The organism is Lactobacillus sp. PV012, from assembly GCF_014522325.1.
In the GTDB taxonomy this organism is placed as follows: Bacteria; Bacillota; Bacilli; order Lactobacillales; family Lactobacillaceae; genus Lactobacillus.
Genome location: NZ_CP041983.1, coordinates 296,606 through 323,474 on the forward strand (window position 1 = coordinate 296,606; position 26,869 = coordinate 323,474).

General features: G+C 35.5%; 15 protein-coding genes, 2 tRNA genes and 1 pseudogene. All 18 read left to right on the forward strand.

All coding sequences use genetic code 11. From position 1 onward, the window contains the following. The first annotated feature begins 6 nt into the window (after positions 1–6). The 18 genes and pseudogenes from mfd (at position 7) to fusA (ending at position 26,655) form a co-directional block, all read left to right on the forward strand. On the forward strand, positions 7–3,516 hold the full coding sequence (gene mfd / locus FP433_RS01395) for a transcription-repair coupling factor (protein ID WP_265486867.1): 3,510 nt from the start codon (positions 7–9) through the stop codon (positions 3,514–3,516). After that, the gene (locus FP433_RS01400) at positions 3,517–3,759 is read left to right on the forward strand and encodes an RNA-binding S4 domain-containing protein (protein WP_265483534.1); all 243 of its coding nucleotides are present in this window, start codon (positions 3,517–3,519) and stop codon (positions 3,757–3,759) included. Between the two features lie 141 nt (positions 3,760–3,900). Then, positions 3,901–4,227, forward strand: coding sequence for a septum formation initiator family protein (locus FP433_RS07530; RefSeq protein WP_416202979.1), 327 nt, complete (start codon positions 3,901–3,903; stop codon positions 4,225–4,227). After that, positions 4,224–4,565, forward strand: coding sequence for a S1 RNA-binding domain-containing protein (locus FP433_RS01405; protein ID WP_265483532.1), 342 nt, complete (start codon positions 4,224–4,226; stop codon positions 4,563–4,565). Before FP433_RS07530 ends, FP433_RS01405 begins: the two co-directional genes overlap by 4 nt. Before the next feature lie 41 nt (positions 4,566–4,606). Continuing rightward, positions 4,607–5,902: a tRNA lysidine(34) synthetase TilS gene (tilS, locus tag FP433_RS01410; protein WP_265486869.1), complete on the forward strand. Its 1,296-nt coding sequence runs from the start codon at positions 4,607–4,609 to the stop codon at positions 5,900–5,902. Between the two features lie 64 nt (positions 5,903–5,966). Next, positions 5,967–8,130 (forward strand): annotated as a pseudogene (ftsH, locus tag FP433_RS01415) (ATP-dependent zinc metalloprotease FtsH). A 52-nt stretch (positions 8,131–8,182) separates the two neighbouring features. After that, a complete protein-coding gene (gene hslO / locus FP433_RS01425) occupies positions 8,183–9,064 on the forward strand; it encodes an Hsp33 family molecular chaperone HslO (protein WP_265486876.1) in 882 nt (293 codons plus the stop codon). Positions 9,065–9,144: 80 nt separating this feature from the next. Next, positions 9,145–10,146 carry a tRNA dihydrouridine synthase DusB gene (gene dusB, locus FP433_RS01430; RefSeq protein ID WP_265487237.1) on the forward strand — a complete coding sequence of 334 codons (1,002 nt, stop codon included), beginning with the start codon at positions 9,145–9,147 and terminating at the stop codon, positions 10,144–10,146. 19 nt (positions 10,147–10,165) lie between these two features. After that, positions 10,166–11,719, forward strand: a complete 1,554-nt coding sequence (gene lysS, locus FP433_RS01435) for a lysine--tRNA ligase (protein WP_265486878.1) — start codon at positions 10,166–10,168, stop codon at positions 11,717–11,719. Between the two features lie 310 nt (positions 11,720–12,029). Further along, complete coding sequence (locus FP433_RS01440; RefSeq protein ID WP_265486880.1) at positions 12,030–12,209, forward strand: hypothetical protein; 180 nt, start codon at positions 12,030–12,032, stop codon at positions 12,207–12,209. Positions 12,210–12,484: 275 nt separating this feature from the next. Beyond that, positions 12,485–12,556: transfer RNA gene (locus FP433_RS01445), tRNA-Gly, on the forward strand. 43 nt (positions 12,557–12,599) lie between these two features. Further along, positions 12,600–12,673, forward strand: a tRNA-Pro gene (locus FP433_RS01450). Between the two features lie 152 nt (positions 12,674–12,825). Then, positions 12,826–15,288, forward strand: a complete 2,463-nt coding sequence (locus tag FP433_RS01455; protein ID WP_265486882.1) for an ATP-dependent Clp protease ATP-binding subunit — start codon at positions 12,826–12,828, stop codon at positions 15,286–15,288. A 193-nt stretch (positions 15,289–15,481) separates the two neighbouring features. Next, a complete protein-coding gene (locus tag FP433_RS01460) occupies positions 15,482–19,126 on the forward strand; it encodes a DNA-directed RNA polymerase subunit beta (protein ID WP_265483519.1) in 3,645 nt (1,214 codons plus the stop codon). Between the two features lie 17 nt (positions 19,127–19,143). Further along, complete coding sequence (gene rpoC / locus FP433_RS01465) at positions 19,144–22,821, forward strand: DNA-directed RNA polymerase subunit beta' (RefSeq protein ID WP_265486884.1); 3,678 nt, start codon at positions 19,144–19,146, stop codon at positions 22,819–22,821. An 809-nt stretch (positions 22,822–23,630) separates the two neighbouring features. Next, positions 23,631–24,038, forward strand: a complete 408-nt coding sequence (gene rpsL / locus FP433_RS01470; protein WP_265483516.1) for a 30S ribosomal protein S12 — start codon at positions 23,631–23,633, stop codon at positions 24,036–24,038. Positions 24,039–24,053: 15 nt separating this feature from the next. Beyond that, on the forward strand, positions 24,054–24,524 hold the full coding sequence (gene rpsG, locus FP433_RS01475; RefSeq protein WP_265483515.1) for a 30S ribosomal protein S7: 471 nt from the start codon (positions 24,054–24,056) through the stop codon (positions 24,522–24,524). 34 nt (positions 24,525–24,558) lie between these two features. Next, on the forward strand, positions 24,559–26,655 hold the full coding sequence (gene fusA, locus FP433_RS01480) for an elongation factor G (protein ID WP_265483514.1): 2,097 nt from the start codon (positions 24,559–24,561) through the stop codon (positions 26,653–26,655). The last annotated feature ends 214 nt before the right edge of the window (positions 26,656–26,869 follow it).

Genomic DNA, 26,869 nt, shown 5'->3' on the forward strand with positions numbered 1-26,869 from the left:
TTAATTATGCAAGTTTCAGACATTGTTGCAGAAGATAAGACACTAAATAACTTTATTGAAAAAATTCCTGGGTCTAATCGTTCACTTTTGACGGGAGTAAACGAAGTATCGCAAGCTCCTATAATTAAGCAAATGATGAATAAACTTCAGCAGCCATTAATGGTTGTTGAAGAAAATGAAGACAAAGCGCAGCGACTTGCAAATGAACTTAGCAGTATTTTAGGAGAAGAGATTGTTCATACATTTCCAATCGATGCAACAATTGCTACACAAGCGGCAGTTGCCTCTCCTGATGAACTTAGTCAGCGTTTAAAAACGCTAAATTTTTTAAATAGTGGACGTCCTGGCGTTATTGTCATCACTCCTCAAGCACTGCAATACCAACTCTCAGATCCGGCTGAATTTAAAGCGGGGGCAAAAGTCTTTAAGCCAGAAAAAGAGTATGATTTACAGGAACTTTCTAAGTGGTTGACTAATGTAGGTTATCAGCGTGAAAGTATTGTAGCTAAGCCAGGAGAATTTGCAATTCGTGGTGATATTGTTGACATTTATCCATTAGATAGAGAAAATCCTGTTAGAATTGAATTTTTTGGTGATGAAATTGACACCCTTAAAGAATTTGATGTTGCTACTCAACGTAGCTTAGATGAAGTAGAGACGATTACAGTTGCTCCAGCACTAGATCGAATTTATCACAAAGAAGATTTTGAGCGAGCAGTAAAGCAGATCAAAGAAGATATTAAAAAGTCTCCTGCTGATTTACAAGCAGTAAACAATCATTTTGAGTTAAGTTTAGAAGCATTAGAAAAAGGCCAACTTCCTGAAAACTCTTCATTTTTAGTAGATTATTTATTGGCCAAGTCCTTTAGTTTGGTAGATTATTTAGCAGAGTCTGGAATTGTTTTGTATGATGATTGGAATTTGTTAAGAAAAAATATCACTGACATTGACCAGCGTAACCAGGAATTTTTAAAAGAAGAAGTGGCTGCAGGAGCAATGCTAGCTAGACAAAAATTACGGCTTGATTTTAAGAAAGTCTTGAATCATGCTAAACAAGTTCGAGTTTACTTCTCGATTTTTCAAAAAGGACTGGGACGTTTAAAACTAGATCAGCTTGCTAATATTACTACCCGACAGCCACAGCAATTTTTTAGTCAAATGCCTCTAATTAAATCTGAATTGACTAGTTTTCATAAAGAAAAGCAAACAGTAATTTTACAAGCAGATAGCAAGCAAAGAGCACGTGAAATTAATCAAACTATGATTGATTATGGGCTCGATATTCCAATTGTAGCTAAAGATAAAATTTTACCAGGAAAAACTCAAATTATGGTTGGCAATTTGGTTAATGGGTTTGGCTTACCAAGTGTCAATTTAGTTTACTTGACTGAGCGAGAATTATTTAATCAACAAAAAAAGGTACAGCGTAAAGTTAGAACGCTTGAAAATGCACAACGTTTACGTAGCTATAATGAATTAAAACCTGGTGATTATGTTGTGCATGTAAATCATGGTATTGGTCGCTTTGAGGGAATAAAAACTCTAGATAATAATGGTAAAAAGAGAGACTATATTACCATTACCTATCAAAATCATGATCAATTATTCGTACCGGCTGATCAGTTAGGCTTAGTTCAAAAATATGTTGCTTCTGAAGGAAAAGTACCTCGAGTTAATAAGTTAGGAAGTAGCGAATGGGCTAAAACAAAGCGTAAGGTTCAAGCAAAAGTTGAAGATATTGCGGATGATTTAGTGGAGCTTTATGCAAAACGAGAGGCAGAAAAGGGTTTTGCGTTTAGCCCAGATGATGAATTACAGAAAGAATTTGAAGCTTCTTTTCCTTACCAAGAAACTCCGGATCAATTGCGTTCAATCAAAGAAATTAAACAAGATATGGAAAGTACTAAACCAATGGATCGTTTGCTGGTGGGGGATGTTGGGTTTGGTAAGACAGAAGTGGCAATTCGTGCTGCGTTTAAAGCAGTAAGAGATAATAAACAGGTAGCCTTTTTAGCTCCAACAACAATTTTGGCTCAGCAACACTTTGAAACAATGCAAGATAGGTATAAGGATTTTCCAGTCCGGGTTGCTCTTTTGTCACGTTTTCAATCTGCAAGTGAAGTTAAACAAATAATTGCTGATTTAAAAGCTGGGAAAATTGATATTCTTGTGGGAACGCATAGAGTTTTATCAAAAGATGTCGAATTTAAAGATTTAGGCTTATTGATTGTTGATGAAGAACAACGATTTGGTGTTAAGCATAAAGAACGATTAAAGGAATTAAAATCTAATATTGATGTACTAACTTTAACCGCAACACCAATTCCAAGAACGCTTCATATGTCGATGGTTGGTGTGCGTGATTTATCAGTAATGGAGACAGCCCCAACTAATCGGTATCCAGTACAAACTTATGTAATGGAAGAAAATAAGAGTGTGGTCCGAGAAGCAATTTTACGAGAAATGAAGCGAAACGGCCAAGTGTTCTATTTACATAATCGCGTAGGGGATATTGACAAAACAGTAAGTCAATTGCAAGAATTAGTTCCAGAAGCAAAAATTGAATTCATTCATGGGAGAATGAGTGAAAATCAACTTGAAGATATTATGTATCGCTTTGTTAAAAATGAATTTGATGTTTTAGTAACCACAACAATTATTGAAACAGGTGTAGATATGCCGAATGCAAATACTTTAATTGTTGAAGATGCTGATCATTATGGCTTAAGTCAACTTTATCAATTACGTGGTCGAATTGGGCGAAGCGCTCGCCTGGCTTATGCCTACTTTTTATATCGTCAAAATAAGGTGTTAACTGAGGTAGGAGAGAAAAGATTAGGTGCAATCAAAGACTTTACTGAGTTAGGTTCAGGCTTTAAGATTGCGATGAGAGATCTTTCAATTCGTGGTGCAGGAAATATGTTAGGAAAACAGCAACATGGATTTATTGATAGTGTGGGATATGATTTGTATGCCCAAATGCTTGATGAATCTATTAAAAAGCGCCAAGGGAAAAAGCAATTGCCTAAGACTAATGCTGAGGTTCAATTTAATCTTGAAGCTTATATTCCAGATGATTATATTGAAGATCAAGAACAAAAAATTGAATTTTATAAAAAAATTAAAGCAATTCAAACTAAAAGTGATGCTGATGAAATCTCAGATGATTTAATAGATCGTTTTGGTGATTATCCACTTCCTGTTGAAAACTTACTAAATGTTTCTGCAATTAAAGCAATTGCAGATTATGCCCAAGTTTTAACTATTGAGCAAAAAGATGATAAAGTTCATATTATTTTTGATAAAGAAGCTAGTAGACATTTAGAGGGGCCAAATGTCTTTAAGGCTTTAGAAAATGTTAATCTACGTGCTCGAGTAAATAATGATCCGCAAGAAAGATTAAATGTAATGCTTGAAGTAGAAAAGAAAACTTCTACAAGACAATTGTTTAAAGAACTTACAACATTTTTATCTGCAAGTTCGGAAATTTTAGAACAAGAAGAAGGAAATAAATAGATGCGTTTAGATAAATTTTTAAAGGTTTCTCGTTTAGTTAAGAGAAGAACAGTGGCTAAAGAGATGGCTGATAAAGGAAGAGTAAAGGTCAATGATAAAGTTGTAAAGTCTAGTTATGATGTCAAGCTAGGAGATACAATTGAAATTGGCTTTGGAACGAAGGTCTTGAAAGCAAAGGTAGTTGATATCAGAGATACTACCAAAAAGGCAGAAGCAAGTGATTTATATGAATTAATCGATTAATGACATTTTAGGTGTTAAATGTTATAGTTACACTTGTGAAAGATGGAGAGAGTAAGATTTTGAATAAGGACGGTGAAGAACGTGGTAAAAAAAGGCCCAAGAATTTATAATGGTCCTACTGAGGATGTTAAGTGGGAAAAAATGCAAAAACAAGCTAGGCGAAAGATAAAAGAAAGGCATCGAATTCGAAGAAGCTGGATTATAGCTATTTTTTCATTTTTAATTATTATTGGGTGTCTAAATTTATTACATCTAAAATCTAAGACAAATCAGCTTAATCAACAAATTTCTGCTAGTAAGATAAAATTAGATCAGGTTGATAAAACAAATACTAAACTTAAGACTCAGGAAAAGAATCTTAAGGAGACTGATTATCTTGAAAAGTGGATTCGTTACAAATTATATTATTCAAAAAGGGAGAACAAATTTATAATATTCCTGAACCTCAGGATAATGATTAAATTATGAAATATAAAATTGGTTTACGTGTTAACGGTAAAGTTAATAACATTACAAAAACAGGAATTTTTGTTACTTTAGACAAGAAGCATCATGGTTTAATTTATTACAAAGAGTTTGGTAATGATTGGAAAAACATTCAAGCTAAATACGAAAAGGGCCAAGAACTCAGAGTAGTAGTAATAAATAATAAAGATGGAAAATTGGCTTTATCCTTAAAACAAGTAAATAATCCAGATTTAGTTGATCCAACTAATCAATTTAACCATCAAGAAAATTTCTCCAAAACATTAGAAGAAGTAATAAATGAAGCAGATAAGAAAATATCAAGTCTTCAGAAAAGTTGAAAGTGATCCTTCAGGGATCGCTTTTTCCATAAGGAAATTAAATGATAAATTTAGAAAAGTTTTTTAATGACAATAATTTAGATTACAAAGATAAAAATATTTTGGTTGCAGCAAGTGGTGGACCAGATTCGATGGCTTTGGTTGATTTAATAAGAAAATTGAATCCTCGTAAGCTTGTGATAGCACACTTAGATCATCAGTTACGGGCAGATAGTTATTTAGAAAGTGAAGTTTTAACTGCTTATTGTCAAAAATATAAACTTCCATTTTTTGAAACTAAATGGGATAAAAAAGATCATCCTAGCACAGGAATTGAGGAAAAGGCGAGAAAAGTAAGATATAGCTTTTTAAAGAAAGTAGCTAGTCAAGAACAGATTGATTATGTTTTAACTGCTCACCATGGAGATGATTTATTTGAAACAATTTTATTGAAATTAACTCGCTCAGGTGATCCAAGAGAAATGAGTAGTTTAAAACCAGTTCGCCTTTGGGAAAACTTTCTTTTAGTTAGGCCATTATTGACGTATTCCAAAGAGCAGCTACTGGAATATGATAAAAAAGAAAAATTAGAGTTTATAAATGATCAAACAAATGCTGAAGATAATATTATTCGTAATCGTTTGCGTCATCATGTAGTTCCAAAATTAAAAAATGAGAATAAATTGCTTTTAAAGAATGGGAATCGTTTTTTAAAAGAAATGGCTACTCTGATGAAAGAAAGAGAGTTACTTTTTAGAAAAATTAAATACGAAATTTTTTTAGGAACATTAAGAATAAAAGAAGAAGAACTAGCAGGATTTGATGAGTCCTTAAGACTAGATTATTTTTCTTATTTAATTAAGAAACACTTTGGTAAGCAAGTTTCATTTAGTGAAAGAAATAGTGCGCAAACTAAAAATGGGTATAGTTATACCGCTTATCGAGGTTATTATTACTTGTATAAAGAAGATAAATTCGTAAAAAAGAAAATGTCCCGGGCAAAAGTGTTGATAAATACACCATTTAAGTGGCAAAATAATATGTACATGATTGCAAATCAAGAACTTAAAGATAAAAATTTAGAAAAAATAGGTGTATTTTTTACTGCAGCTGATTCTAATTTTAGTATTGGGGAATTAATGCCAGGAATGCGACTAAATTTAGCAAACGGTCAAAAGGTTAAGCCCAAAAAAAAGTTTGCAGAAAATAGTATTCCTAGTTTTTTACGTCCTTTTTGTTTGGTAATTTTTGCAAATAATCAGATAAAATATATTCAAAATGTTTATCAGAACCAAAATTATGATAAGAGCTATAAGAAATATTATGTATATTCTTTAAAGAATAAATTAATTAATTAGGGATTATGGTAAATTTATGGTAAAATTTTGAAAGTAATTCTAGAGTATCCTGCGGAGGTTTTATATGAAAAATAAAAGAAATAGGCTATTTTCAAATGGTCTTTTCTACATCTTAGTATTCGTAGTACTCTTGGCTGGAATTAATTGGGCGATGGGTGGCTCAGGAAGTGGCTCATCTAGTGAAAATATCCGCTATTCTGAATTCTTAAAGGATTTGAAAGCTGGAAAGGTCAAGAGTTTCAATATACAACCAGCGAATGGTGTATACACTGTAACGGGTACATTTAAAAAAGCTCAAACTGCCAAAAATCAAAATAATAATACTTTTTCTTTATTAGGTGGATCTAGTTCTAAAGGAAAAGTAACTAACTTTAGTACTACGATGCTTCAAGATAATTCAATGGTTAGTGAAGTATCAAAGGCAGCTCAGCAAAATGGTACAGCAATTTCAGGGCAAGGAGAATCTCAGTCTGGGACTTGGATTTCTACCTTAGTAATGCTTGTTCCTACCATTATCTTCATCGTAATGCTATGGATGATGATGAACCAAACTGGTGGTGCTGGTAGAGGCCGCGGTATGATGAGTTTTGGAAAGACGCAAATTAAACCACAAGACCCATCAAAAAATAAAGTTCGTTTCTCAGATGTTGCTGGTGAAGAAGAAGAAAAGCAAGAATTAGTAGAAATTGTTGAATTTTTAAAAAATCCATCAAAATTTACTAAATTAGGAGCACGTATTCCAGCTGGTGTTTTACTTGAAGGACCTCCTGGTACTGGTAAAACTTTATTAGCACGTGCAGTTGCCGGTGAAGCAGGGGTACCATTTTACTCAATTTCAGGTTCTGACTTTGTGGAAATGTTTGTTGGGGTTGGTGCTTCTCGTGTGCGTGATTTATTTGAAACTGCCAAAAAGAATGCTCCAAGTATAATTTTCATTGATGAAATTGATGCCGTTGGTCGTAAACGTGGTAATGGGATGAATGGTGGTCACGATGAACGTGAACAGACTCTTAACCAATTACTTGTTGAAATGGATGGATTTGACGGTGATGAAGGTGTAATTGTTATTGCAGCTACAAACCGCTCCGATGTTTTAGACCCAGCATTATTGCGTCCAGGTCGTTTTGATAGAAAAGTTTTAGTTGGCCGTCCAGATGTTAGAGGACGTGAAGCAATTTTAAAGGTACATGCACGTAATAAGCCTTTAGCAAGTAATGTTGACTTAAAGGAAATTGCGCGTCAGACTCCTGGATTTGTAGGAGCTGATCTAGAAAACCTTCTTAATGAAGCTGCTTTAGTTGCTGCAAGACGTGATAATAAACAAATTACCGCAGCTGATATTGATGAAGCAGAAGATCGTGTAATTGCGGGACCAGCTAAGAAGGATACTGTTATTTCTGCAGCTGATCGTAAGCGTGTGGCTTACCATGAAGCTGGACATGCAATTGTAGGATTGGTATTAAGTGATTCTAGAACTGTTCGTAAGGTAACTATTGTACCTCGTGGACGTGCAGGCGGATATAACATTATGCTTCCAAAAGAAGATCAAAATCTTTTAACGAAGAAGCAATTAATGGAACAAATCGCTGGTTTCATGGGTGGACGTGCTGGTGAAGAAATTGCAGTTGGTGAAAAATCTACTGGTGCTTCAAATGACTTTGAACAAGCAACTAATATTGCTCGTGGAATGGTTACCCAATATGGAATGACAGATGTTGGTATGGCAGAACTTGAATCTCCAAGTATGCAAACCCCATATGGTACTAAGCCTTACAGTGAAGCTACTGCAGCAAAAATTGATGATACTATTGAAGCACTTCTTAACCAAGGTTACGAAACTGCTAAAGAAATCATTAACAATAATCGAGAAATTCACCATGCTATTGCTGCTGCTTTGCTTAAGTATGAAACCTTGAATGAAAAGCAAATTCTTTCATTATACAAAACTGGTAAAATGCCTGAAGATAGTGAAAATGAATTTCCAAGTGAAAATACGCCAACAACTTTTGAACAAGCAAAAGCTGCTGCGGAAAAAACAAGCTCTTCATGAAGAAAAAGTTCAAGAAGAAGATGACAAAAAGAATATTCATCCTCTTCCAGATGATGATCGTAATATCAACGATATTCCACTTAATCCACCATCTGAAAAATCTTCTAACAGTGAGTCAGACTCACATGAAGATAACAATGAAAAAGATAAATCAGACAAAACTGATGATCAAAATTAAGTGTAAAATAGAGCCGATAAAGGCTCTATTTTTTTGAGAAAGGATATATTTAATGAGTGATTATTTAGTAAAGGCAATTGATAAAACTAAAAATTTACGTTTACTTACTATCAGTGCAAAAGATGTTGTAAGTGAAGCTCAAAAACGTCATGATACTTGGAGTGCTTCTTCTGCTGTGTTAGGTAGAACCATGTTGGGAAGCTTACTTTTAGGTGGAGCTTTACTAAAAAATGATAGTGAACTAACTGTACGCCTTTTAGGAAATGGACCAGTTGGTGCTACAATTGTTACCACTACTTCCGATTTAAAAGTTAAAGGTTATATTCAAAATCCTCATATAGCTTTACCACCAAAAGCAGATGGCCACATTAATGTTGCCAAGGCAGTAGGACAAGGTTGGTTACAAGTGACTAAAGATATGGGCTTAAAAGAACCATATACAGGCCAAGTGCCAATTGTATCGGGAGAAATTGCTGAAGATTTTACTTACTATTTGGCAAAGTCTGAACAAATTCCTTCCGCAGTTGGTCTTTCTGTATTTGTAAATCCTAATAACACAATCGGAGCTGCAGGCGGTTTTATGTTACAAGCATTACCAGGTGCAAGTGATGAGTTATTAAGTAAGGTTGAAAAGAAGATCAAGGAATTACCACATCTTTCTACATTAATGCTTGATGGTGTAACACCTGAAGAGTTAGCGAAAAAGATTTTAGGCGAAGATTGTAAAATTTTAGATAAAGAACCTGTAGCCTTTGAATGTGATTGTTCCAAAGAAAAATATGCAGAAATATTGGCTACTTTAAAGCCTAAGCAACTTAAAGAAATGATCGAAGAAGATCACGGAGCAGAGTTAACCTGTCAATTTTGTGAAGACAAATATCACTATAGTGAAGATGAATTAAAGGAAATCTTGAAAAAGCAAAAAGAAGACTAGTTTTGACTCACTAGCAATGAATTAAGGATTATGTTAGGATATTGATTATTATTAGTAAGTGAATTTTATAAGGAAGGTGAATTATGGATCAAAGTTGGAAAATTCGCGATATAGAAATTCCTAATCGAGTTGTAGTGGCACCAATGGCGGGAATTTCAAATGCAGCGTTTAGGGTTGTAAGTAAAGAATTTGGTGCAGGGCTAGTTGTTTGTGAAATGATTTCAGATCGTGGAATTCTTCATGGTAACAAAAAAACTTTAAGTATGCTTCAAGTTGATCCGCGAGAACATCCGATGAGTATTCAGATTTTTGGTGGTAGTGAAGAAACTTTGGTTCAAGCAGCTCACTATGTTGATACTCATACTGCAGCAGATATTATTAATATTAATATGGGTTGCCCAGTACCAAAAGTAACAAAAACTGATGCTGGTGCGCGTTGGTTGCTTGATCCTAATAAAATTTATCAAATGGTGCGAGCAGTTGTGCGTAATGTAGATAAACCAGTCACAGTTAAAATGCGTACTGGTTGGGATAGTAAGCATGTTTTTGCAGTAGAAAATGCACTAGCTGCACAAGAAGCAGGAGCTAGTGCAGTTGCCATGCATGGTAGAACGCGCAAGCAAATGTATATGGGTGAAGCTGACTGGGGAATTTTAAAGGAAGTCGCAGACCATTTAACAATTCCATTTATTGGTAATGGGGATGTAACGAGCCCAGAAAAAGCTAAACAAATGATTGATGAAGTAGGAGCTACTGCTGTAATGGTAGGTCGAGCTGCTTTAGGTAATCCTTGGATTTTGAAAGATATTGAACATTATCTTGAAACAGGGGAAAAATTACCTCCGCAAACTGTGGCAGAAAAAGTTGAAACTGCTAAAAATCAACTCAATGGTTTGGTAGAATTAAAAGGTGAAAAGATTGCCGTACCAGAATTTCGCCGCCAAGCAGCTTATTATTTAAAAGGAGTTCCCCGTTCGGCTCGTACACGTGCTAAAATAAATGATGTATGGACTAAAAAAGAGGTTTTTGATTTACTAGATAACTTTGTAGAAAAGTATGAAGCAAGTCAGAAGCAAAAATAAAGTTAAAGGAGTTTTAACAGTGGCAAAAAATGAGATGAATGACCAACTTATCGTTCGTCGCGAGAAGATGGAAGAAATGCGCGAAAATGGAATTGAACCTTTTGGCGTAAGAAAATTTGATCGTCAAGATTTAGCAAAGACTTTAAATGAAAAGTACTCTGCTGAAGATAAAGATGAATTAAATGCAGATATGCCTAAGACCAAAGTTGCAGGTCGTATGCTTGCAAAACGTGGTAAAGGTAAAGTGGGATTTGCGGATATTTACGATCGAACTGGTAAGATTCAAATTTACGTGCGTAAAGATATTGTAGGAGAAGAAAACTACAAGATCTTTAAGAAATCTGATATTGGTGATTTTCTTGGTATCGATGGTGAAGTAATGAAAACCGATACTGGAGAATTAACTATTCGTGCTACTCACGTTACTTTCTTATCTAAGGCTCTTCGTCCATTACCTAATAAATGGGATGGATTAAAAGATGTTGAACAAATTTATCGTCAACGTTACTTAGATCTTATTACTAATCATGAAAGTTACGAACGTTTTGTTAACCGTACTAAGATTATCAAGGCTATCCGTAATTACTTAGATAGTCGCGATTTCTTAGAAGTTGAAACTCCAGTTCTTCATAACATCCCTGGTGGTGCAGAAGCTCGTCCGTTTATCACTCACCACAATGCTTTAGATATTAGTCTCTATATGAGAATTGCCCTAGAACTTCCTTTGAAGCGTTTAATTGTTGGGGGAATGGAAAGAGTTTATGAAATTGGTCGAGTATTCAGAAATGAAGGTGTTGATACTCGTCACAATCCAGAATTTACTGAGCTTGAAACTTATGCAGCATACTGGGACTTCCATGATGTAATGGATGAAGCAGAAGGAATTATTAAAGCAGCTGCTAGTGTAGTTACTGATGATGGCAAGATTACCTACCAAGGAACTGAACTTGATTTAGGTAAGCCATTCCGCCGTGTTCACATGGTTGACTTAATTAAGGAACAAACTGGTGTTGATTTCTGGCAACCAATGACTTTAGATGAAGCTAAAAAAGTTGCAGAAGAACATGGTATTCATGTTGAACCTTTCTGGAAAGTTGGTCATATTATCAATGCCTTCTTTGAAGAGTTTGGTGAAAAGACTATTGTTAACCCAACTTTTGTTTATGGTCACCCAGTAGAAGTGTCACCACTTGCTAAGAAGAATGCTGATGATCCAAGATTTACTGATCGTTTTGAAATCTTTATTATGGGTACCGAATATGGTAATGCTTTCTCAGAATTAAATGATCCAGTGGATCAACGTCACCGTTTTGAAGATCAAATGGCAGAACGTGAAGCTGGTAATGATGAAGCTGATATGATTGATGAAGATTACATCCGTGCCATGGAATTTGGTATGCCTCCTACTGGTGGTTTGGGAATCGGTATTGATCGTTTAACTATGCTTTTAACTGATGCACCTGCTATTCGTGATGTTTTGTTATTCCCAACAATGCGTCCTGAAAAAGTTGAAGACGTTGACGCAGAAGTGCAAGCAGATTTGAAAGAAAAAGCTAAAAAAGGCGATAAATAAGCTTTTTAGCCATTTTAAATATTAAATAGAAGGTCAATTTTTGAATTCTAATTTTGTTAAAAATAATGGTGTATACACCAGATTTACACCATTTGGATTAGGATAGGTAAAAAATTTGACAAAATAAACCTCTCTTAATGTGCGATTAAGCATAGATAAGAGAGGTTTTTTGCTGAACTATAACTTTGATATAGGAAAGTATTATGATTCGTAAGGTATCTTATTTAAAATCGATTTCAAATAAGATATATAATATAAGTGAATTGAGGAGGAAACATATAGTTGAGTAATTCTTAAGGAGAGATAAGTGATGACTCAGAAAAAAATAATGGCTTTGGTAGCTATTGATATTATGGTTATTATGATTTCCCTTAGTTGGAGACCAAATACTTATAATTTAAAGATAGTAGATGCAATATTAATCTTAGTATCAATAGGATTTGGTATTTGGTTAATTATCCAAGCTATTAAAAGAAAAAGGAAGAAGTAAATTTTAAATCTTTGGATCTTATTAAGAAGTGGAATTATCTTTTTATTGAATCCTAATAAAGAAAGTATCTGACTATTATATAGTAAATTTATTTTATTATTCAAATAGTATTTTTACTATAGGGTGGATTGAGCATTTATTTGTACCAAAGTATAAAAAGAAAAATTAGATTATGCGAATAATATAGTTTTTGCAAGCATGAAGGAAAAATAATACAGATTGCACTCTAGAAATGCTTGCAACTGAATTTATTTCTGCTATAATATTAATGTAATGCGGAAGTAGTTCAGTGGTAGAACATCACCTTGCCATGGTGGGGGTCGCGGGTTCGAATCCCGTCTTCCGCTCTATAGTAAAGACTTACCTTCGAAGGTGAGTCTTTTTTTGTACCGGGATATGGCTTAGCTTGGTAGAGCGCTGCGTTCGGGACGCAGAGGTCGCAGGTTCAAATCCTGTTATCCCGATAAGACTATCTCACAGTTAGGGATAGTTTTTTTTATTACTTGAGAATTGGTATAATTATTTTGAATAAAAAATTTTACTTTTACTATAGATAAAGAGTAAAATATTTACCTAAGATAAATGTACTTATAAAAAATTAGTAAGGCGGTGCAAAATGGAAAATTCTTACAGTAAAAATGCAAAAGAAGTTTTAGATATTGCACGAGAACAGGCACAAAGTTTTCACCATCGAGTAATTGGAACTGAACATGTATTATTAGCCCTTGTAATGCAAGCAGATGGTAATGCAGGGAAATTACTGCGAGCAAGTGGGATAACTCCGATGGCAGTTAGGGAAGAAATTGAACGTTACACTGGCTACGGTTCAAGCCCCAAAGTAACTTATATGGAAATGTCTCCACGATTAAATTTAGTTTTAAAATACGCCCAAGAAAAAGCCAGCAAAGTAGGTTCAAGAGAAATTGGAACTGAACATATTTTATTGGGACTATTAGCAAGTAATCAAATTTTAGCGAGCTTAATTTTAAAAAATCTAGGAATGGATACGGCCTTTTTAGCAGACCAAATCAAAGATGATATTGGTGAAGAACCAGATTTTCAACCACAAATGTTTGGTCCAGGGGTTCCTAATGAAACTCAAAAAAATGGAAAATCAAAAACACCAAATTTGGATAATGTAAGTATTAATTTAAATAAACGTGCTCGAGAGGGAGGAATCGACCCTGTAATTGGACGTGATAAAGAAATTGATCGTGTTATTCAGATCTTATCGCGGCGGACAAAAAACAACCCAGTGTTAGTAGGTGAACCTGGGGTTGGAAAAACAGCTGTAGCTCAAGGAATTGCTAGTGCAATTGTTAATCACCAAGTGCCTCGAGATTTAGCTAATAAGCGTGTAATGGCTTTAGAAATTGGAAGTCTGATTGCTGGAACTAAATATCGTGGTGAATTTGAGAATCGCATGAAGAAGATTCTAGAAGAAATTCAACAGGATGGAAATGTCATTTTATTTGTTGATGAAATGCATACTTTAATTGGTGCTGGTGGAGCTGAAGGTGCAATTGATGCATCTAATATCTTAAAGCCTTCTTTAGCTCGTGGTGACATTCAAATGATTGGAGCCACTACGTTTGATGAATATCAAAAATATGTTGAAAAAGACTCTGCCTTAGCAAGAAGATTTCAACAAGTTAAAGTAGGTGAGCCTTCTGAAGAAGATACAATCAATATTTTAGAAGGTTTGAAGCAAAAGTATGAACGTTATCATCATGTAAAAATTAGTGATCAGGCAATTGAGGATGCGGTGAGTTTATCAACCCGTTATATTCCTAATAGATTTTTACCTGATAAAGCGATTGACTTAATGGATGAAGCAAGTGCGGCAATTAAGATCAAGGAAAAAGGAAAGCTTAATCCAAAAGTTTCAGAAATTGAAAAGGCACTAAAAGAAACAATTGCTAAAAAAGAAGAAGCAGTTGAAAGCCAAGATTTTTCTACAGCAGCTGAATTGAGAAATCATGAAAGTAAATTAAGGGCTATGCAAGAGTCACTTTTAGCATCTGAAAAAGATAACAAATTACCAGTAGTTGAGCCAGAAGAAATTGCAAAAGTTGTTTCTGAATGGACTGGGGTTCCAGTTACTAGAATGAGATCTAATGAAACTAAACGTTTGGCTGAATTAGAGAATATTTTACATAAAAGAGTTATTGGTCAAAATCGTGCAATTGAGGCAGTTAGCCGCGCAATTCGCCGTAGTAGAAGTGGAATTAAAGATGAAAAGCGTCCAATTGGTTCTTTCTTATTCTTAGGGCCAACTGGTGTTGGTAAAACTGAATTAGCTAAAGCTTTAGCAGATTCTGTATTTGGCTCAGAAGATAATATCATTCGAGTAGATATGTCTGAATATATGGATCAAGTTGCAAGTAGCAAGTTGATTGGATCAGCTCCTGGTTATGTGGGATATGAAGAAGGTGGCCAACTATCTGAAAAAGTGAGACGAAATCCATATTCTGTTGTTTTACTTGATGAGGTTGAAAAAGCAAATCCAGAAGTATTTAACCTACTTTTACAAGTATTGGATGAAGGATTTTTGACAGATTCAAAAGGTAGAAAAGTTGATTTTAGAAATACAATTATTATCATGACTTCTAATTTGGGATCTCGCTCACTTCAAGAAGATAAAGTAGTAGGTTTCTCAACTTCAAATGAAGATTTGGCTAAGATTCAAGCTGAAAAGGTAAAAGGTGCTACTAAGCAATTCTTTAGACCAGAGTTTTTAAACCGAATTGATGAAACAGTGGTCTTTGAAAGTTTAACTAAGCCACAATTGAGAGACATTGTCTCTTTGATGACTAAACGATTGGAAAAACGTTTAGCTGCACAAAAAATAACTTTAAAGATTTCACCAGCTGCTCTTGATCTTTTGGCAAAAAATGGTTTTGATCCTGAAATGGGTGCTCGTCCATTACGTCGTACTATTCAAAGAGAATTGGAAGATGTAATTGCAGAGCAAATTATTAAAGGCGAACTGAAAGCTGATCAGACAATTAAAGTTGGTAGTAATCGAGGTAAGCTAAAGTTTTCAATTGAAGATAAAGCCTTAAGTAAAAGTCTTTGACAAAAATTAAAAATTAATATACAATTTAGTCTGATAAAAAGGCTGAAATTCAGAATTTTACCGATCTATTGTCCGGTAAAATAATAAAACAAAAACGACTTCTGCGTTGTTTTTGTTTTTTTATACTTAAATTTCTCTTTTTTGCAAAATGTAACATAAATGTAATATTTATTTCTAGATGGATTTGGAAAGGATGTTTGCTTTGTTAGGACACGCTGTGAACTATGGTCAACATCGTACACGTCGCAGTTTCTCACGTATCAAAGAAGTTTTGAAATTGCCTAACTTGACCGATGTACAAACTCAATCTTACAAGTGGTTTCTTGATGAAGGAATTAGCGAAATGTTTGCGGACATTATGCCAATTTCAGATTTTTCAGGAAAGCTTTCTCTTGAATTTGTAGACTACAAACTTTTAAAACCTAAATATACTCTTGAAGAAGCACGTGATCATGATGCTAATTACTCTGCACCACTTCATGTAACTTTAAAATTGACTAACCATGAAACTGGTGAAATAAAAACCCAAGATGTTTTCTTTGGAGAATTTCCATTAATGACTGATTCAGGTACTTTTGTTATTAATGGTGCTGAAAGAGTTATCGTTTCACAGTTAGTTAGATCACCAGGTGTTTACTACAATTCTGATTTCGACAAAAATGGTCGAGAAATTTTTGGAGCAACTGTTATTCCTAACCGTGGTGCATGGTTAGAGTACGAAACCGACTCAAAAGATTTAGCTTATGTACGTATTGACCGTACCAGAAAGCTTCCTCTTACAGTTTTAATTCGTGCATTAGGTTTTGGCTCTAATGATGAAATTTTAGATATTTTTGGTGATAATGATTCTCTTCGTTTCACTCTAGAAAAAGATATTCACAAGAATCCAGCTGATTCTCGTGTTGCTGAAGCATTAAAGGATATCTATGAAAGATTACGTCCTGGTGAACCAAAGACAACTGACTCTTCACGTTCACTTCTCTTTGCACGTTTCTTTGATCCTAAGAGATATGATTTAGCTGCTGTTGGTCGTTACAAGATTAACAAAAAACTTTCATTAAAGAATCGTCTTTTAAGACAAACTTTAGCTGAAACTTTAGCTGATCCAGATACTGGTGAAATCATTGCTAAAAAGGGTGATGTAATTACTCATGAAGTAATGGAAAAACTTACTCCTTACCTTGATCGAGACGATTTCAAGATGGTGACTTATCAACCATCTGAAGAAGGGGTACTTACTGATCCAGTAACTGTTCAAGAAATTAAGGTTTATTCAAAAGTTGACCCTGATAGAGTAGTTAAATTGATCTCAAATGGTCATATTCCAGATGATGTCAAGAGTTTAACTACAGCTGACATTTTAAGTTCAATCAACTATTTCTTTGCTCTTCAAGATGAAATTGGAGTAACAGATGATATTGACCACTTAGGTAATCGTCGTATTCGTCGTGTAGGTGAATTACTTCAAAATCAATTTAGAATTGGTTTAGCTAGAATGGAACGTGTAGTACGTGAAAGAATGTCTATTCAAGATATTTCCACTGTTACTCCACAACAATTAATTAACATTCGTCCAGTAGTTGCGTCAGTAAAAGAATTCTTTGGTTCTTCACAACTTTCTCAATTTATGGATCAAACTAACCCATTAGGTGAGTTAACTCACAAGCGTCGTATGTCAGCTTTAGGACCTGGTGGTTTGTCACGCGATCGTGCGGGTTATGAGGTTCGTGATGTGCACTACACGCACTATGGTCGTCTTTGTCCTATTGAAACACCTGAAGGTCCTAACATTGGTTTGATTAACTCATTGGCAACTTATGCTATTGTTAATAAATATGGTTTTGTGGAAACTCCTTACCGTCGTGTTTCATGGGATACTCATAAAGTAACTGATAAGATCGATTATTTAACTGCTGATGTTGAAGATAACTACATTATTGCCAGTGCAAACTCTCCTTTAAATCCAGATGGTTCATTTAAAGAAAAAGTTGTTTTGGCTCGTCACAAAGAAGATAACATCGAAGTTTCACCAGACAAGATTGATTACATGGATGTTATTCCTAAGCAAGTAGTTTCTGTAACTTCTGCATGTATTCCTTTCCTTGAAAACGATGACTCAAACCGTGCTTTGATGGGTGCTAACCACCAACGTCAAGCTGTACCTTTGATTAATCCACATGCACCACTTGTAGGTACTGGTATGGAATACCGTGCAGCCCACGATTCAGGGGATGCTGTTTTAGCTACTGCACCTGGTGTAGTTGAATATGTAGATGCAAATGAAATTAGAATTAGACGTGATGATCAAACTTTAGATAAGTATGTTCTTGAAAAATATCGTCGTTCTAATGCAAGTAAGAACTACAACCAAACACCAAATGTTTACAAGGGTAAAGAAGTAGTTGCTGGCGAAGTTATCGCTGATGGTCCTTCAATGGAAAAAGGAGAACTAGCTTTAGGTCAAAACCCAGTTATTGCCTTCACTACTTGGAACATGTACAACTATGAAGATGCGGTTATGATTTCTGAAAAATTAGTCAAAGATGATGTCTACACTTCAATTCACATTGAAGACTATGAATCAGAAGCTCGTGATACTAAGCTCGGACCAGAAGAAATCACTCGTGAAATTCCAAATGCTGGTGAAAGTGCACTTAAGGACTTAGATGAAAATGGTATTGTCCGTATTGGTGCAGAAGTAAAAGATGGAGATATTTTAGTAGGTAAAGTAACACCTAAAGGTGTAACTGAATTATCTGCTGAAGAAAGATTACTTCACGCAATCTTTGGTGAAAAGGCTCGTGAAGTTCGTGATACTTCTCTTCGTGTACCACATGGTGGCGGCGGAATTGTGCAAAATGTTCAAGTATTTACACGTGCCGCAGGCGATGAACTACCACCTGGTGTAAATGAAATGGTTCGTGTATACATTGTTCAAAAGCGTAAGCTTCAGGTTGGGGATAAAGTTGCTGGACGTCATGGTAACAAAGGTACTATTGCTTTAGTTTGTCCTGAAGAAGATATGCCATATTTACCAGATGGTAGACCAGTTGATATTTGTTTGAACCCAATGGGTGTGCCATCACGTATGAACATCGGACAGGTTCTTGAGCTTCACCTTGGAATGGCTGCTAAACAATTGGGTATTCACATTGCTACACCAGTATTTGATGGGGCTTCTGAAAGTGACATGTGGGAAATGGTACGTCAAGCAGGACTTGGCAAAGATGGAAAGACTGTTTTATATGATGGTCGAACTGGTGAACCATTCCACAACAGAGTCTCTGTTGGTATCATGTACTACTTGAAGTTAGCTCACATGGTTGATGACAAGATCCACGCACGTTCAATTGGGCCATACTCCTTAGTTACTCAACAACCACTTGGTGGTAAGGCACAATTTGGTGGACAGCGTTTTGGTGAAATGGAAGTTTGGGCACTTGAAGCATATGGTGCTGCTTACACTTTACAAGAAATCTTAACTTACAAGTCTGATGACGTTGTAGGACGTGTTAAAGCTTATGAAGCAATTGTTAAAGGTGAAAGAATTCCTAAACCTGGTGTACCAGAATCATTCAGAGTTTTAGTTAAAGAATTACAATCTCTTGGATTAGATATTGAAGTTTTGGATATGAACCACAAGGAAATTGAATTACGTGATATGGACACAGAGTCTGATGAACATATCAGTATTGATAAACTTTCTGAAATGGCCCAAAAACAAGAGAAGAAAAATTTAGCTGAACAAGCAGCTAAAAAAGAAGAAAAAGAAGCAGATACTTCTAAAATAGCTAATGATGATGCTTCTAGTGCATCCGATGATAAGGTTTCTAAGTAATATAGGAGGTTAAACTTTTGATCGACGTAAATAAGTTTGAAAGTATGCAAATTGGTTTGGCTTCACCAAATAAGATCAGAAGTTGGTCTTACGGAGAAGTTAAAAAACCTGAAACTATCAACTACCGTACTTTGAAACCAGAAAAAGATGGTCTATTCGATGAAAGAATCTTTGGACCAACTAAAGACTGGTCTTGTGCTTGTGGAAAGTACAAGGGTGTACGTTACCGTGGAATTGTATGTGATCGTTGTGGAGTTGAAGTAACTTCTTCTAAAGTTAGAAGAGAAAGAATGGGTCATATTGAATTGGCCGCTCCTGTATCTCATATTTGGTACTTCAAGGGTATTCCATCAAGAATGGGATTAGTTTTAGATATGTCTCCAAGATCATTGGAAGAAGTAATTTATTTTGCAGCTTATATTGTAATTGATCCTGGTGATACTGATTTAGAATACAAGCAACTTTTAACTGATGCTGAATACCGTGAAAAGAAAGCAAAATATGGTAAACGATTTACAGCTAAAATGGGTGCTGAAGCCATTCAAGAATTGCTTGAACAAGTTGATATTGAAAAAGAAGTTAAAGATCTAAAAGAAGAATTAAAAACTGCACAAGGTCAAAAGAGAACTCGTGCAATTAGACGTTTGGATATTTTAGATGCCTTTAGACTATCAGGAAATAAACCATCTTGGATGATTTTAGATTGTCTTCCAGTTATTCCACCAGATCTTCGTCCAATGGTTCAATTAGATGGTGGACGCTTTGCGGTTTCTGATTTAAATGATCTTTACAGACGTGTCATTAACAGAAATAATCGTTTGAAGAGATTGTTAGACTTGAATGCCCCTCACATTATCGTTCAAAATGAAAAGAGAATGCTTCAAGAAGCAGTTGATGCTTTAATTGACAACGGTCGTCGTGGTCGTCCTGTTGTTGGACCAGGTAACCGTCCATTGAAGTCTCTTTCTCATATGTTGAAGGGTAAACAAGGACGTTTCCGTCAGAACTTACTTGGTAAACGTGTTGATTACTCAGGTCGTTCTGTTATCGATGTTTCACCAACATTGAAACTTTACCAATGTGGTGTTCCTCGTCCAATGGCTCTTGAATTATTCAAGCCATTTGTAATGCATGAATTAGTAAAGCGTGGATTAGCATCAAACATTAAGAATGCTAAACGTAAAATTGATCGTGAAGATGATGACATCTGGGATATTTTAGAAGATGTTATCAAGGAAAGACCAGTTCTTTTAAACCGTGCACCTACTCTTCACCGTTTAGGTATCCAAGCATTTGAACCAGTTTTAGTACCAGGTAAAGCAATTAGATTACACCCATTAGTTTGTGAAGCATATAATGCCGACTTTGATGGAGATCAGATGGCGATTCACGTTCCATTGTCAGATGAAGCAGTAGCTGAATCAAGATTATTAATGCTTGCTGCTCACCATATCTTAGCTCCTAAAGATGGGAAGCCAATTGTAACTCCATCACAGGATATCGTTCTTGGTAACTACTGGTTAACCCAAGTAGAACGTGGTCGTGAAGGTGAAGGAATGATTTTTAATTCCCCAGCTGAAGCAACCATGGCTTATGTAAATGGTGATATTCACTATCATACTCGTATTGGTTTAGCGGCTGATTCAATGCCTGAAAAGCCATGGCCAAAGGGTTATGAACACGGAATCTTCGTAACTACTTATGGGAAGCTTTTATTTAACCAAATTTTCCCTAAGGACTTCTTCTATGTAAATGATCCAACTCAAGAAAACTTGACTAATCCACTTGATGAAAGATACTTCTTGCAACCAGGTGAAGATATTCATGAAAAATTGAACAACATGAAATTAGGTCAAGCCTTTAAGAAAGGATTTTTATCAGATTCAATCGCTCAAATTTATAAGGATTACAAGGTTCAAAGAACTTCTGATTACTTAGATGATTTGGAACAATTAGGATATACTATCTGTACTATTTCTGGTTTAACGATTGGGGTAGAAGATATTCCTACAATTACTGATAAAGACGACATTGTAGCAGAAGCTAGAAAGAAAGTTGCTGTTGTCTCTAAGCAATATCGTCGAGGCTTGATTACTGATGAAGAAAGACATGATCGAGTAATTAACATTTGGAATAATTGTAAAGATATTGTTCAACAAGAAATTGCTCAAATTCATGCTCCACGTAATCCAATCACTGTCATGGCTGATTCTGGAGCTCGTGGTAACATTTCTAACTTTACTCAGTTAGCAGGTATGCGTGGTTTGATGGCCGCACCTAACGGAGGAATGATGGAAATTCCTGTTACTTCAAACTTCCGTGAAGGTTTATCTGTGTTGGAAATGTTCATGTCCACTCACGGTGCTCGTAAGGGTATGACTGATACTGCTTTGAAGACTGCTAACTCAGGTTACTTAACTCGTCGTTTGGTTGATGTTGCACAAGATGTAATTGTTCGTGAAGAAGATTGTGGTACTGATCGTGGAATTACTGTTCGCGCAATCAGAGAAGGCGATGAAATGATTGAACCATTATTTGATCGTTTGGTTGGTCGTTATACTGCTAAAAGTGTCATTAATCCAGAAACTAAAGAAGTAATTTGCAAGGCAAATGAAATGATGGACGAAGATATGGCACAAAAGATTGTCGATGCTGGAGTAACAGAAGTAACTATCCGTTCAGTCTTTACTTGCAACACTCAACATGGGGTATGTAAAAAGTGCTACGGTATGAACTTGGCTACTGGTGAAGCAGTTGAAGTAGGTGAAGCAGTCGGAACAGTTGCTGCTCAATCTATTGGTGAACCAGGTACTCAATTAACTATGCGTAACTTCCACAATGGTGGGGTTGCAGGTGGTGCCGACATTACCCAAGGTCTTCCTCGTGTGCAAGAATTGTTTGAAGCACGTAATCCTAAGGGTCGTGCTACAATTTCCGAAGTAACTGGTGAAGTGGTTTCAATTGAAGAAGATCCTGCAGAACATACTCGTCAAGTTACTGTTAAAGGTGAAACTGATACTAGAACTTACGATGTACCTTACACTGCTTCAATCGCAGTTAGCGAAGGAGATCATGTTGAACGTGGAGAAAAATTAACTTTAGGATCAATTGATCCAAAGGAATTAATCCGTGTATGTGATTCTTTAACTACTGAAAAATACATTCTTAGCGAAATTCAAAAAGCCTACAGAATGCAAGGGGTAGAAGTTGCTGATAAACACGTTGAAGTAATGGCACGTCAAATGCTTCAAAAAGTTCGCATTCTTGATCCAGGTGAGACAGATATTTTACCAGGTGAATTAATGGATATTGGTGAATTTAAGGAAAGAAATAAGGAAGTAATTATTTCTGGTGGTATTCCTGCTACAGCACAAAGTGTAATTCTCGGTATTACTAAAGCTGCTTTGGAAACTAATAGTTTCTTATCAGCTGCTTCATTCCAAGAAACTACTCGTGTGCTTACTGATGCATCAATTCGTGGTAAAAATGATCCACTTCTTGGTCTTAAAGAAAACGTTATTATTGGTAAAATTATTCCAGCTGGTACTGGAATGCCAGTATATCGTGAAATGGAACCAAAAGTTGATGTTCCAAAAGATGTGGAAAGTAAAGTTTACTCAATTTCAGATCTAGAAAAGAAAATGGCTGCAGAAGATAAAGTGAAATCTCCAGAAGCCACAACTGAAAATAAATAATAAGATAGAGCCTAAAAACTCTTAGATTAGAAAACCGTCAATATTCTTGGTTTTATAAAACCTTGATATATTGGCGGTTTTTCGTTTCGGGATTGCTTAACAGCTTAAACTAAAAGACAAGTTAGATAGGACAAATAGATAAAGGGTAAAAAAGGAAGTGGTGAAGTAATTTTTGTAAAGAGGTACCAGATAATAAAAAGTAAACATGCGATTAAAATTAACCAGAGAGTACTTTCAATTCCGAGACCTAAGAAAAGAATAATAAAAATTATAATATCTCCAAGCCCAAGTTTATTTCGTAAAGTCAGAGTAGAAAAAATTAAAATAATAAATAAAATGATTAAATAATCTGTTTCTAAAAAGTTTTTAAAAGCACTTGAAGGAGAAAAAAAGGTAGAAAAAAGAAGAGGAAGTAAATAAATAGTAGAAAAGGAACTAGACCAAAAATCTTCAAAGCTAATTAAGAGAAAGAAAAATAAGAAAATCATTGAGTAAAAGTCAAGTGAAAAAATATTTAGTGTAAGGTAGACTAATAAACTATAGAGCAAACAAATTGATTGAAAGGAAAAATGTGTCATATTAAAAGACTTAAGGGTTAAGTGGCAACACCAATAACCAAAAAAACTAAATATAAATATTAAGAGATTAATTTTAATCACCCTTAAAGTATTACGCAAAAAAATGTTTTTTAATGTTGACCAGATTCTAAATTCGAGTTAAACTATCACTTGTGCATATAAATTATGATGTCCGTGAGGTGAAAAAGAAACTCCCGGATGTGTGAACAAATATTTTAGGAGGAAAATTTAATGCCAACAATTAACCAATTGGTTAGAAAAGGCCGTCACTCAAAGACGACTAAATCAAATTCACCAGCTTTGAATTACGCTTACAACAGCATGAAGAAGAAATTAAACTACAATCCAGCTCCTCAAATGCGTGGAGTTGCAACTCGTGTAGGTACTATGACACCTAAGAAGCCTAACTCAGCTTTACGTAAGTATGCTCGTGTTCGTCTTTCTAACATGTTTGAAGTTACTGCTTACATTCCAGGTGTAGGCCACAACTTACAAGAACACTCTGTTGTATTAATTCGTGGTGGACGTGTAAAGGACCTTCCAGGGGTACGTTACCACATCGTTCGTGGTGCTTTAGATACTGCAGGTGTTGATGGTAGAAAGCAAAGCCGCTCTAAGTACGGTGCAAAGAAGGACTAATAGGAGGAATTTCGAATGCCTAGAAAAGGTAAAGTTGCTAAGAGAGATGTTTTAGCAGATCCAGTTTACAACTCTAAATTGGTTACTAAATTAGTAAACCACTTAATGATTGATGGTAAGAAGGCCAAAGCTTCATCAATTCTTTACGATGCTTTTGATATTATCCAAGATAAGACTGGAAAAGAACCAGTTGAAGTATTTGAAGAAGCAATGAACAACGTTATGCCAGTTTTAGAAGTTAAGGCTCGTCGTATTGGTGGTTCTAACTACCAAATCCCAGTTGAAGTTCGTCCTGAAAGAAGAACTACTCTTGGATTAAGATGGATTGTTTCTTACGCACGTTTACGTAATGAACATACTATGGATGAACGTCTTGCAAATGAAATTATGGATGCTGCAAACAATACAGGTTCTGCAGTTAAGAAGCGTGAAGATGTTCATAGAATGGCAGAAGCTAACCGTGCATTTGCACACTACCGCTTCTAATTGGATGAGTTAGTTTTTTAAGGAGATAATTTTTATGGCTAACAAACGTGAATTCCCTTTGGAAAAAACACGTAATATCGGTATCATGGCTCACATCGATGCTGGTAAGACAACAACAACTGAACGTATCTTATACTACACTGGTAAAATCCACAAAATTGGTGAAACTCACGAAGGTGATTCACAAATGGACTGGATGGAAGAAGAAAAAGAACGTGGTATTACTATTACTTCTGCAGCTACTACTGCTCAATGGAAAGATTACCGTGTTAACATTATCGATACCCCAGGACACGTTGACTTTACTATCGAAGTAGAACGTTCACTTCGTGTTTTGGACGGTGCTGTAACTGTTCTTGATGCTCAAGCTGGTGTAGAACCACAAACTGAAAATGTTTGGCGTCAAGCAGATACTTATGGTGTTCCTCGTATTGTTTTCATCAATAAGATGGATAAAATTGGTGCTGATTTTGATAAATCTGTTAAATCTTTACACGAACGTTTAAGAGCCAATGCACATGCAGTACAAATGCCAATTGGATCAGCAGACACTTTTGAAGGTGTTATTGACTTAATCGACATGGTTGCAGATGTATACGATGAAGATAAGACAGGATCAGAATGGGAAACTATTCCAGTTCCAGATGAATACAAAGAAGAAGCAGAAAAGCGTCGTGCTGAATTAATTGAAGCAGTAGCAGATGTAGATGACGACATCATGGAAAAATACCTTGGTGGTGAAGAAATCTCAAATGAAGAATTAAAGAAGGCTATTCGTAAAGCTACTTTAGACTTGAAGTTCTTCCCAGTTTATGCAGGTTCTGCATTTAAAAACAAGGGTGTTCAAATGATGCTTGATGGTGTTGTTGATTACTTACCATCACCTATTGATGTTAAACCTTATGTTGCTCATGATCCTAAGACTGGTGAAGAAGTAGAATTAATGGCTGACGATAAAAAGCCATTTGCTGCATTAGCATTTAAGATTGCTACTGACCCATTTGTAGGACGTTTAACATTCATTCGTGTTTATACTGGTACTTTACAATCAGGTTCTTATGTTTTAAACGCTTCTAAGAACTCACGTGAACGTGTAGGTCGTTTACTTCAAATGCACGCTAACTCAAGAACTGAAATTCCAGAAATTTTCTCTGGTGATATTGCTGGTGCTATTGGTTTGAAGAATACTACTACTGGTGATTCTTTAACTGATCCTGATCACCCATTAGTATTGGAAAGTTTACAAGTTCCAGATCCAGTTATCCAAGTATCTGTTGAACCAAAATCAAAGGCTGACCGTGATAAGATGGATGTAGCTTTACAAAAGCTTACTGAAGAAGACCCAACTTTCCGTGCAGAAACTAACCCAGAAACTGGTCAAACTTTAATTTCAGGAATGGGTGAATTACACTTAGACATCATGGTTGAACGTATGAAACGTGAATTTAACGTTGAAGCAACTATTGGTGAACCACAAGTTGCTTACCGTGAAACTTTCACTAAGCCAGCTAAAGCTCAAGGTAAATTCGTTCGTCAATCTGGTGGTAAAGGTCAATATGGTGACGTTTGGGTAGAATTTACTCCAAATGAAGAAGGTAAAGGTTACGAATTCGAAGACGCTATCGTTGGTGGTGTTGTTCCGCGTGAATTTATTCCTTCTGTTGACCAAGGTTTACAAGAAGCAATGAAGAATGGTGTTCTTGCAGGTTACCCATTGATCGATGTTAAGGCAAAACTTTATGATGGTAGTTACCACGAAGTTGACTCATCTGAAGCTGCCTTCAAGGTTGCTGCATCTCTTGCATTGAAGAATGCTGCTGGTAAGGCTGGTGCAGTAGTCTTAGAACCAATTATGAAGGTTCAAGTAACTACTCCTGAAGAATACTTAGGAGATGTAATGGGATCTGTTACTGCACGTCGTGGTACTATGGAAGGTATGGAAGACAGAGCTGGTGCTAAGGTAATTAACTCATTTGTTCCACTTTCAGAAATGTTTGGTTATGCAACTACTTTACGTTCATCAACTCAAGGACGTGGTACATTTACAATGGTATTTGACCACTATGCTCCAACTCCAAAATCAATCCAAGAAAAGATTATTAAGGAACGTGGCGGCAATAGTGCTGAATAATTTAAAAAGTTATTGAGAATTTTCTCAATAACTTTTTTTATTAAAATAAAAATTATTTTTTAAAAGCCTTGATATTTATAGATTTACCAAGTACAATAGAAATCGTGCATTTAGAAAATTCTAAATGGAGACACAAGTAAGCTTTGACGCAAAAGGTTGCGGCACACCCGGCTGCATTGCCACAGTGGTGAGTCGGTAATTTTTGCCGAGCTAG

Coding starts and splice junctions, on each gene's coding strand:
- mfd (WP_265486867.1), top strand. CDS start 7: ATGCAAGTTTCAGACATTGTTGCAGAAGATAAGACACTAAATAACTTT.
- FP433_RS01400 (WP_265483534.1), top strand. CDS start 3,517: ATGCGTTTAGATAAATTTTTAAAGGTTTCTCGTTTAGTTAAGAGAAGA.
- FP433_RS07530 (WP_416202979.1), top strand. CDS start 3,901: ATGCAAAAACAAGCTAGGCGAAAGATAAAAGAAAGGCATCGAATTCGA.
- FP433_RS01405 (WP_265483532.1), top strand. CDS start 4,224: ATGAAATATAAAATTGGTTTACGTGTTAACGGTAAAGTTAATAACATT.
- tilS (WP_265486869.1), top strand. CDS start 4,607: ATGATAAATTTAGAAAAGTTTTTTAATGACAATAATTTAGATTACAAA.
- hslO (WP_265486876.1), top strand. CDS start 8,183: ATGAGTGATTATTTAGTAAAGGCAATTGATAAAACTAAAAATTTACGT.
- FP433_RS01440 (WP_265486880.1), top strand. CDS start 12,030: ATGACTCAGAAAAAAATAATGGCTTTGGTAGCTATTGATATTATGGTT.
- FP433_RS01455 (WP_265486882.1), top strand. CDS start 12,826: ATGGAAAATTCTTACAGTAAAAATGCAAAAGAAGTTTTAGATATTGCA.
- FP433_RS01460 (WP_265483519.1), top strand. CDS start 15,482: ATGTTTGCTTTGTTAGGACACGCTGTGAACTATGGTCAACATCGTACA.
- rpsL (WP_265483516.1), top strand. CDS start 23,631: ATGCCAACAATTAACCAATTGGTTAGAAAAGGCCGTCACTCAAAGACG.
- rpsG (WP_265483515.1), top strand. CDS start 24,054: ATGCCTAGAAAAGGTAAAGTTGCTAAGAGAGATGTTTTAGCAGATCCA.
- fusA (WP_265483514.1), top strand. CDS start 24,559: ATGGCTAACAAACGTGAATTCCCTTTGGAAAAAACACGTAATATCGGT.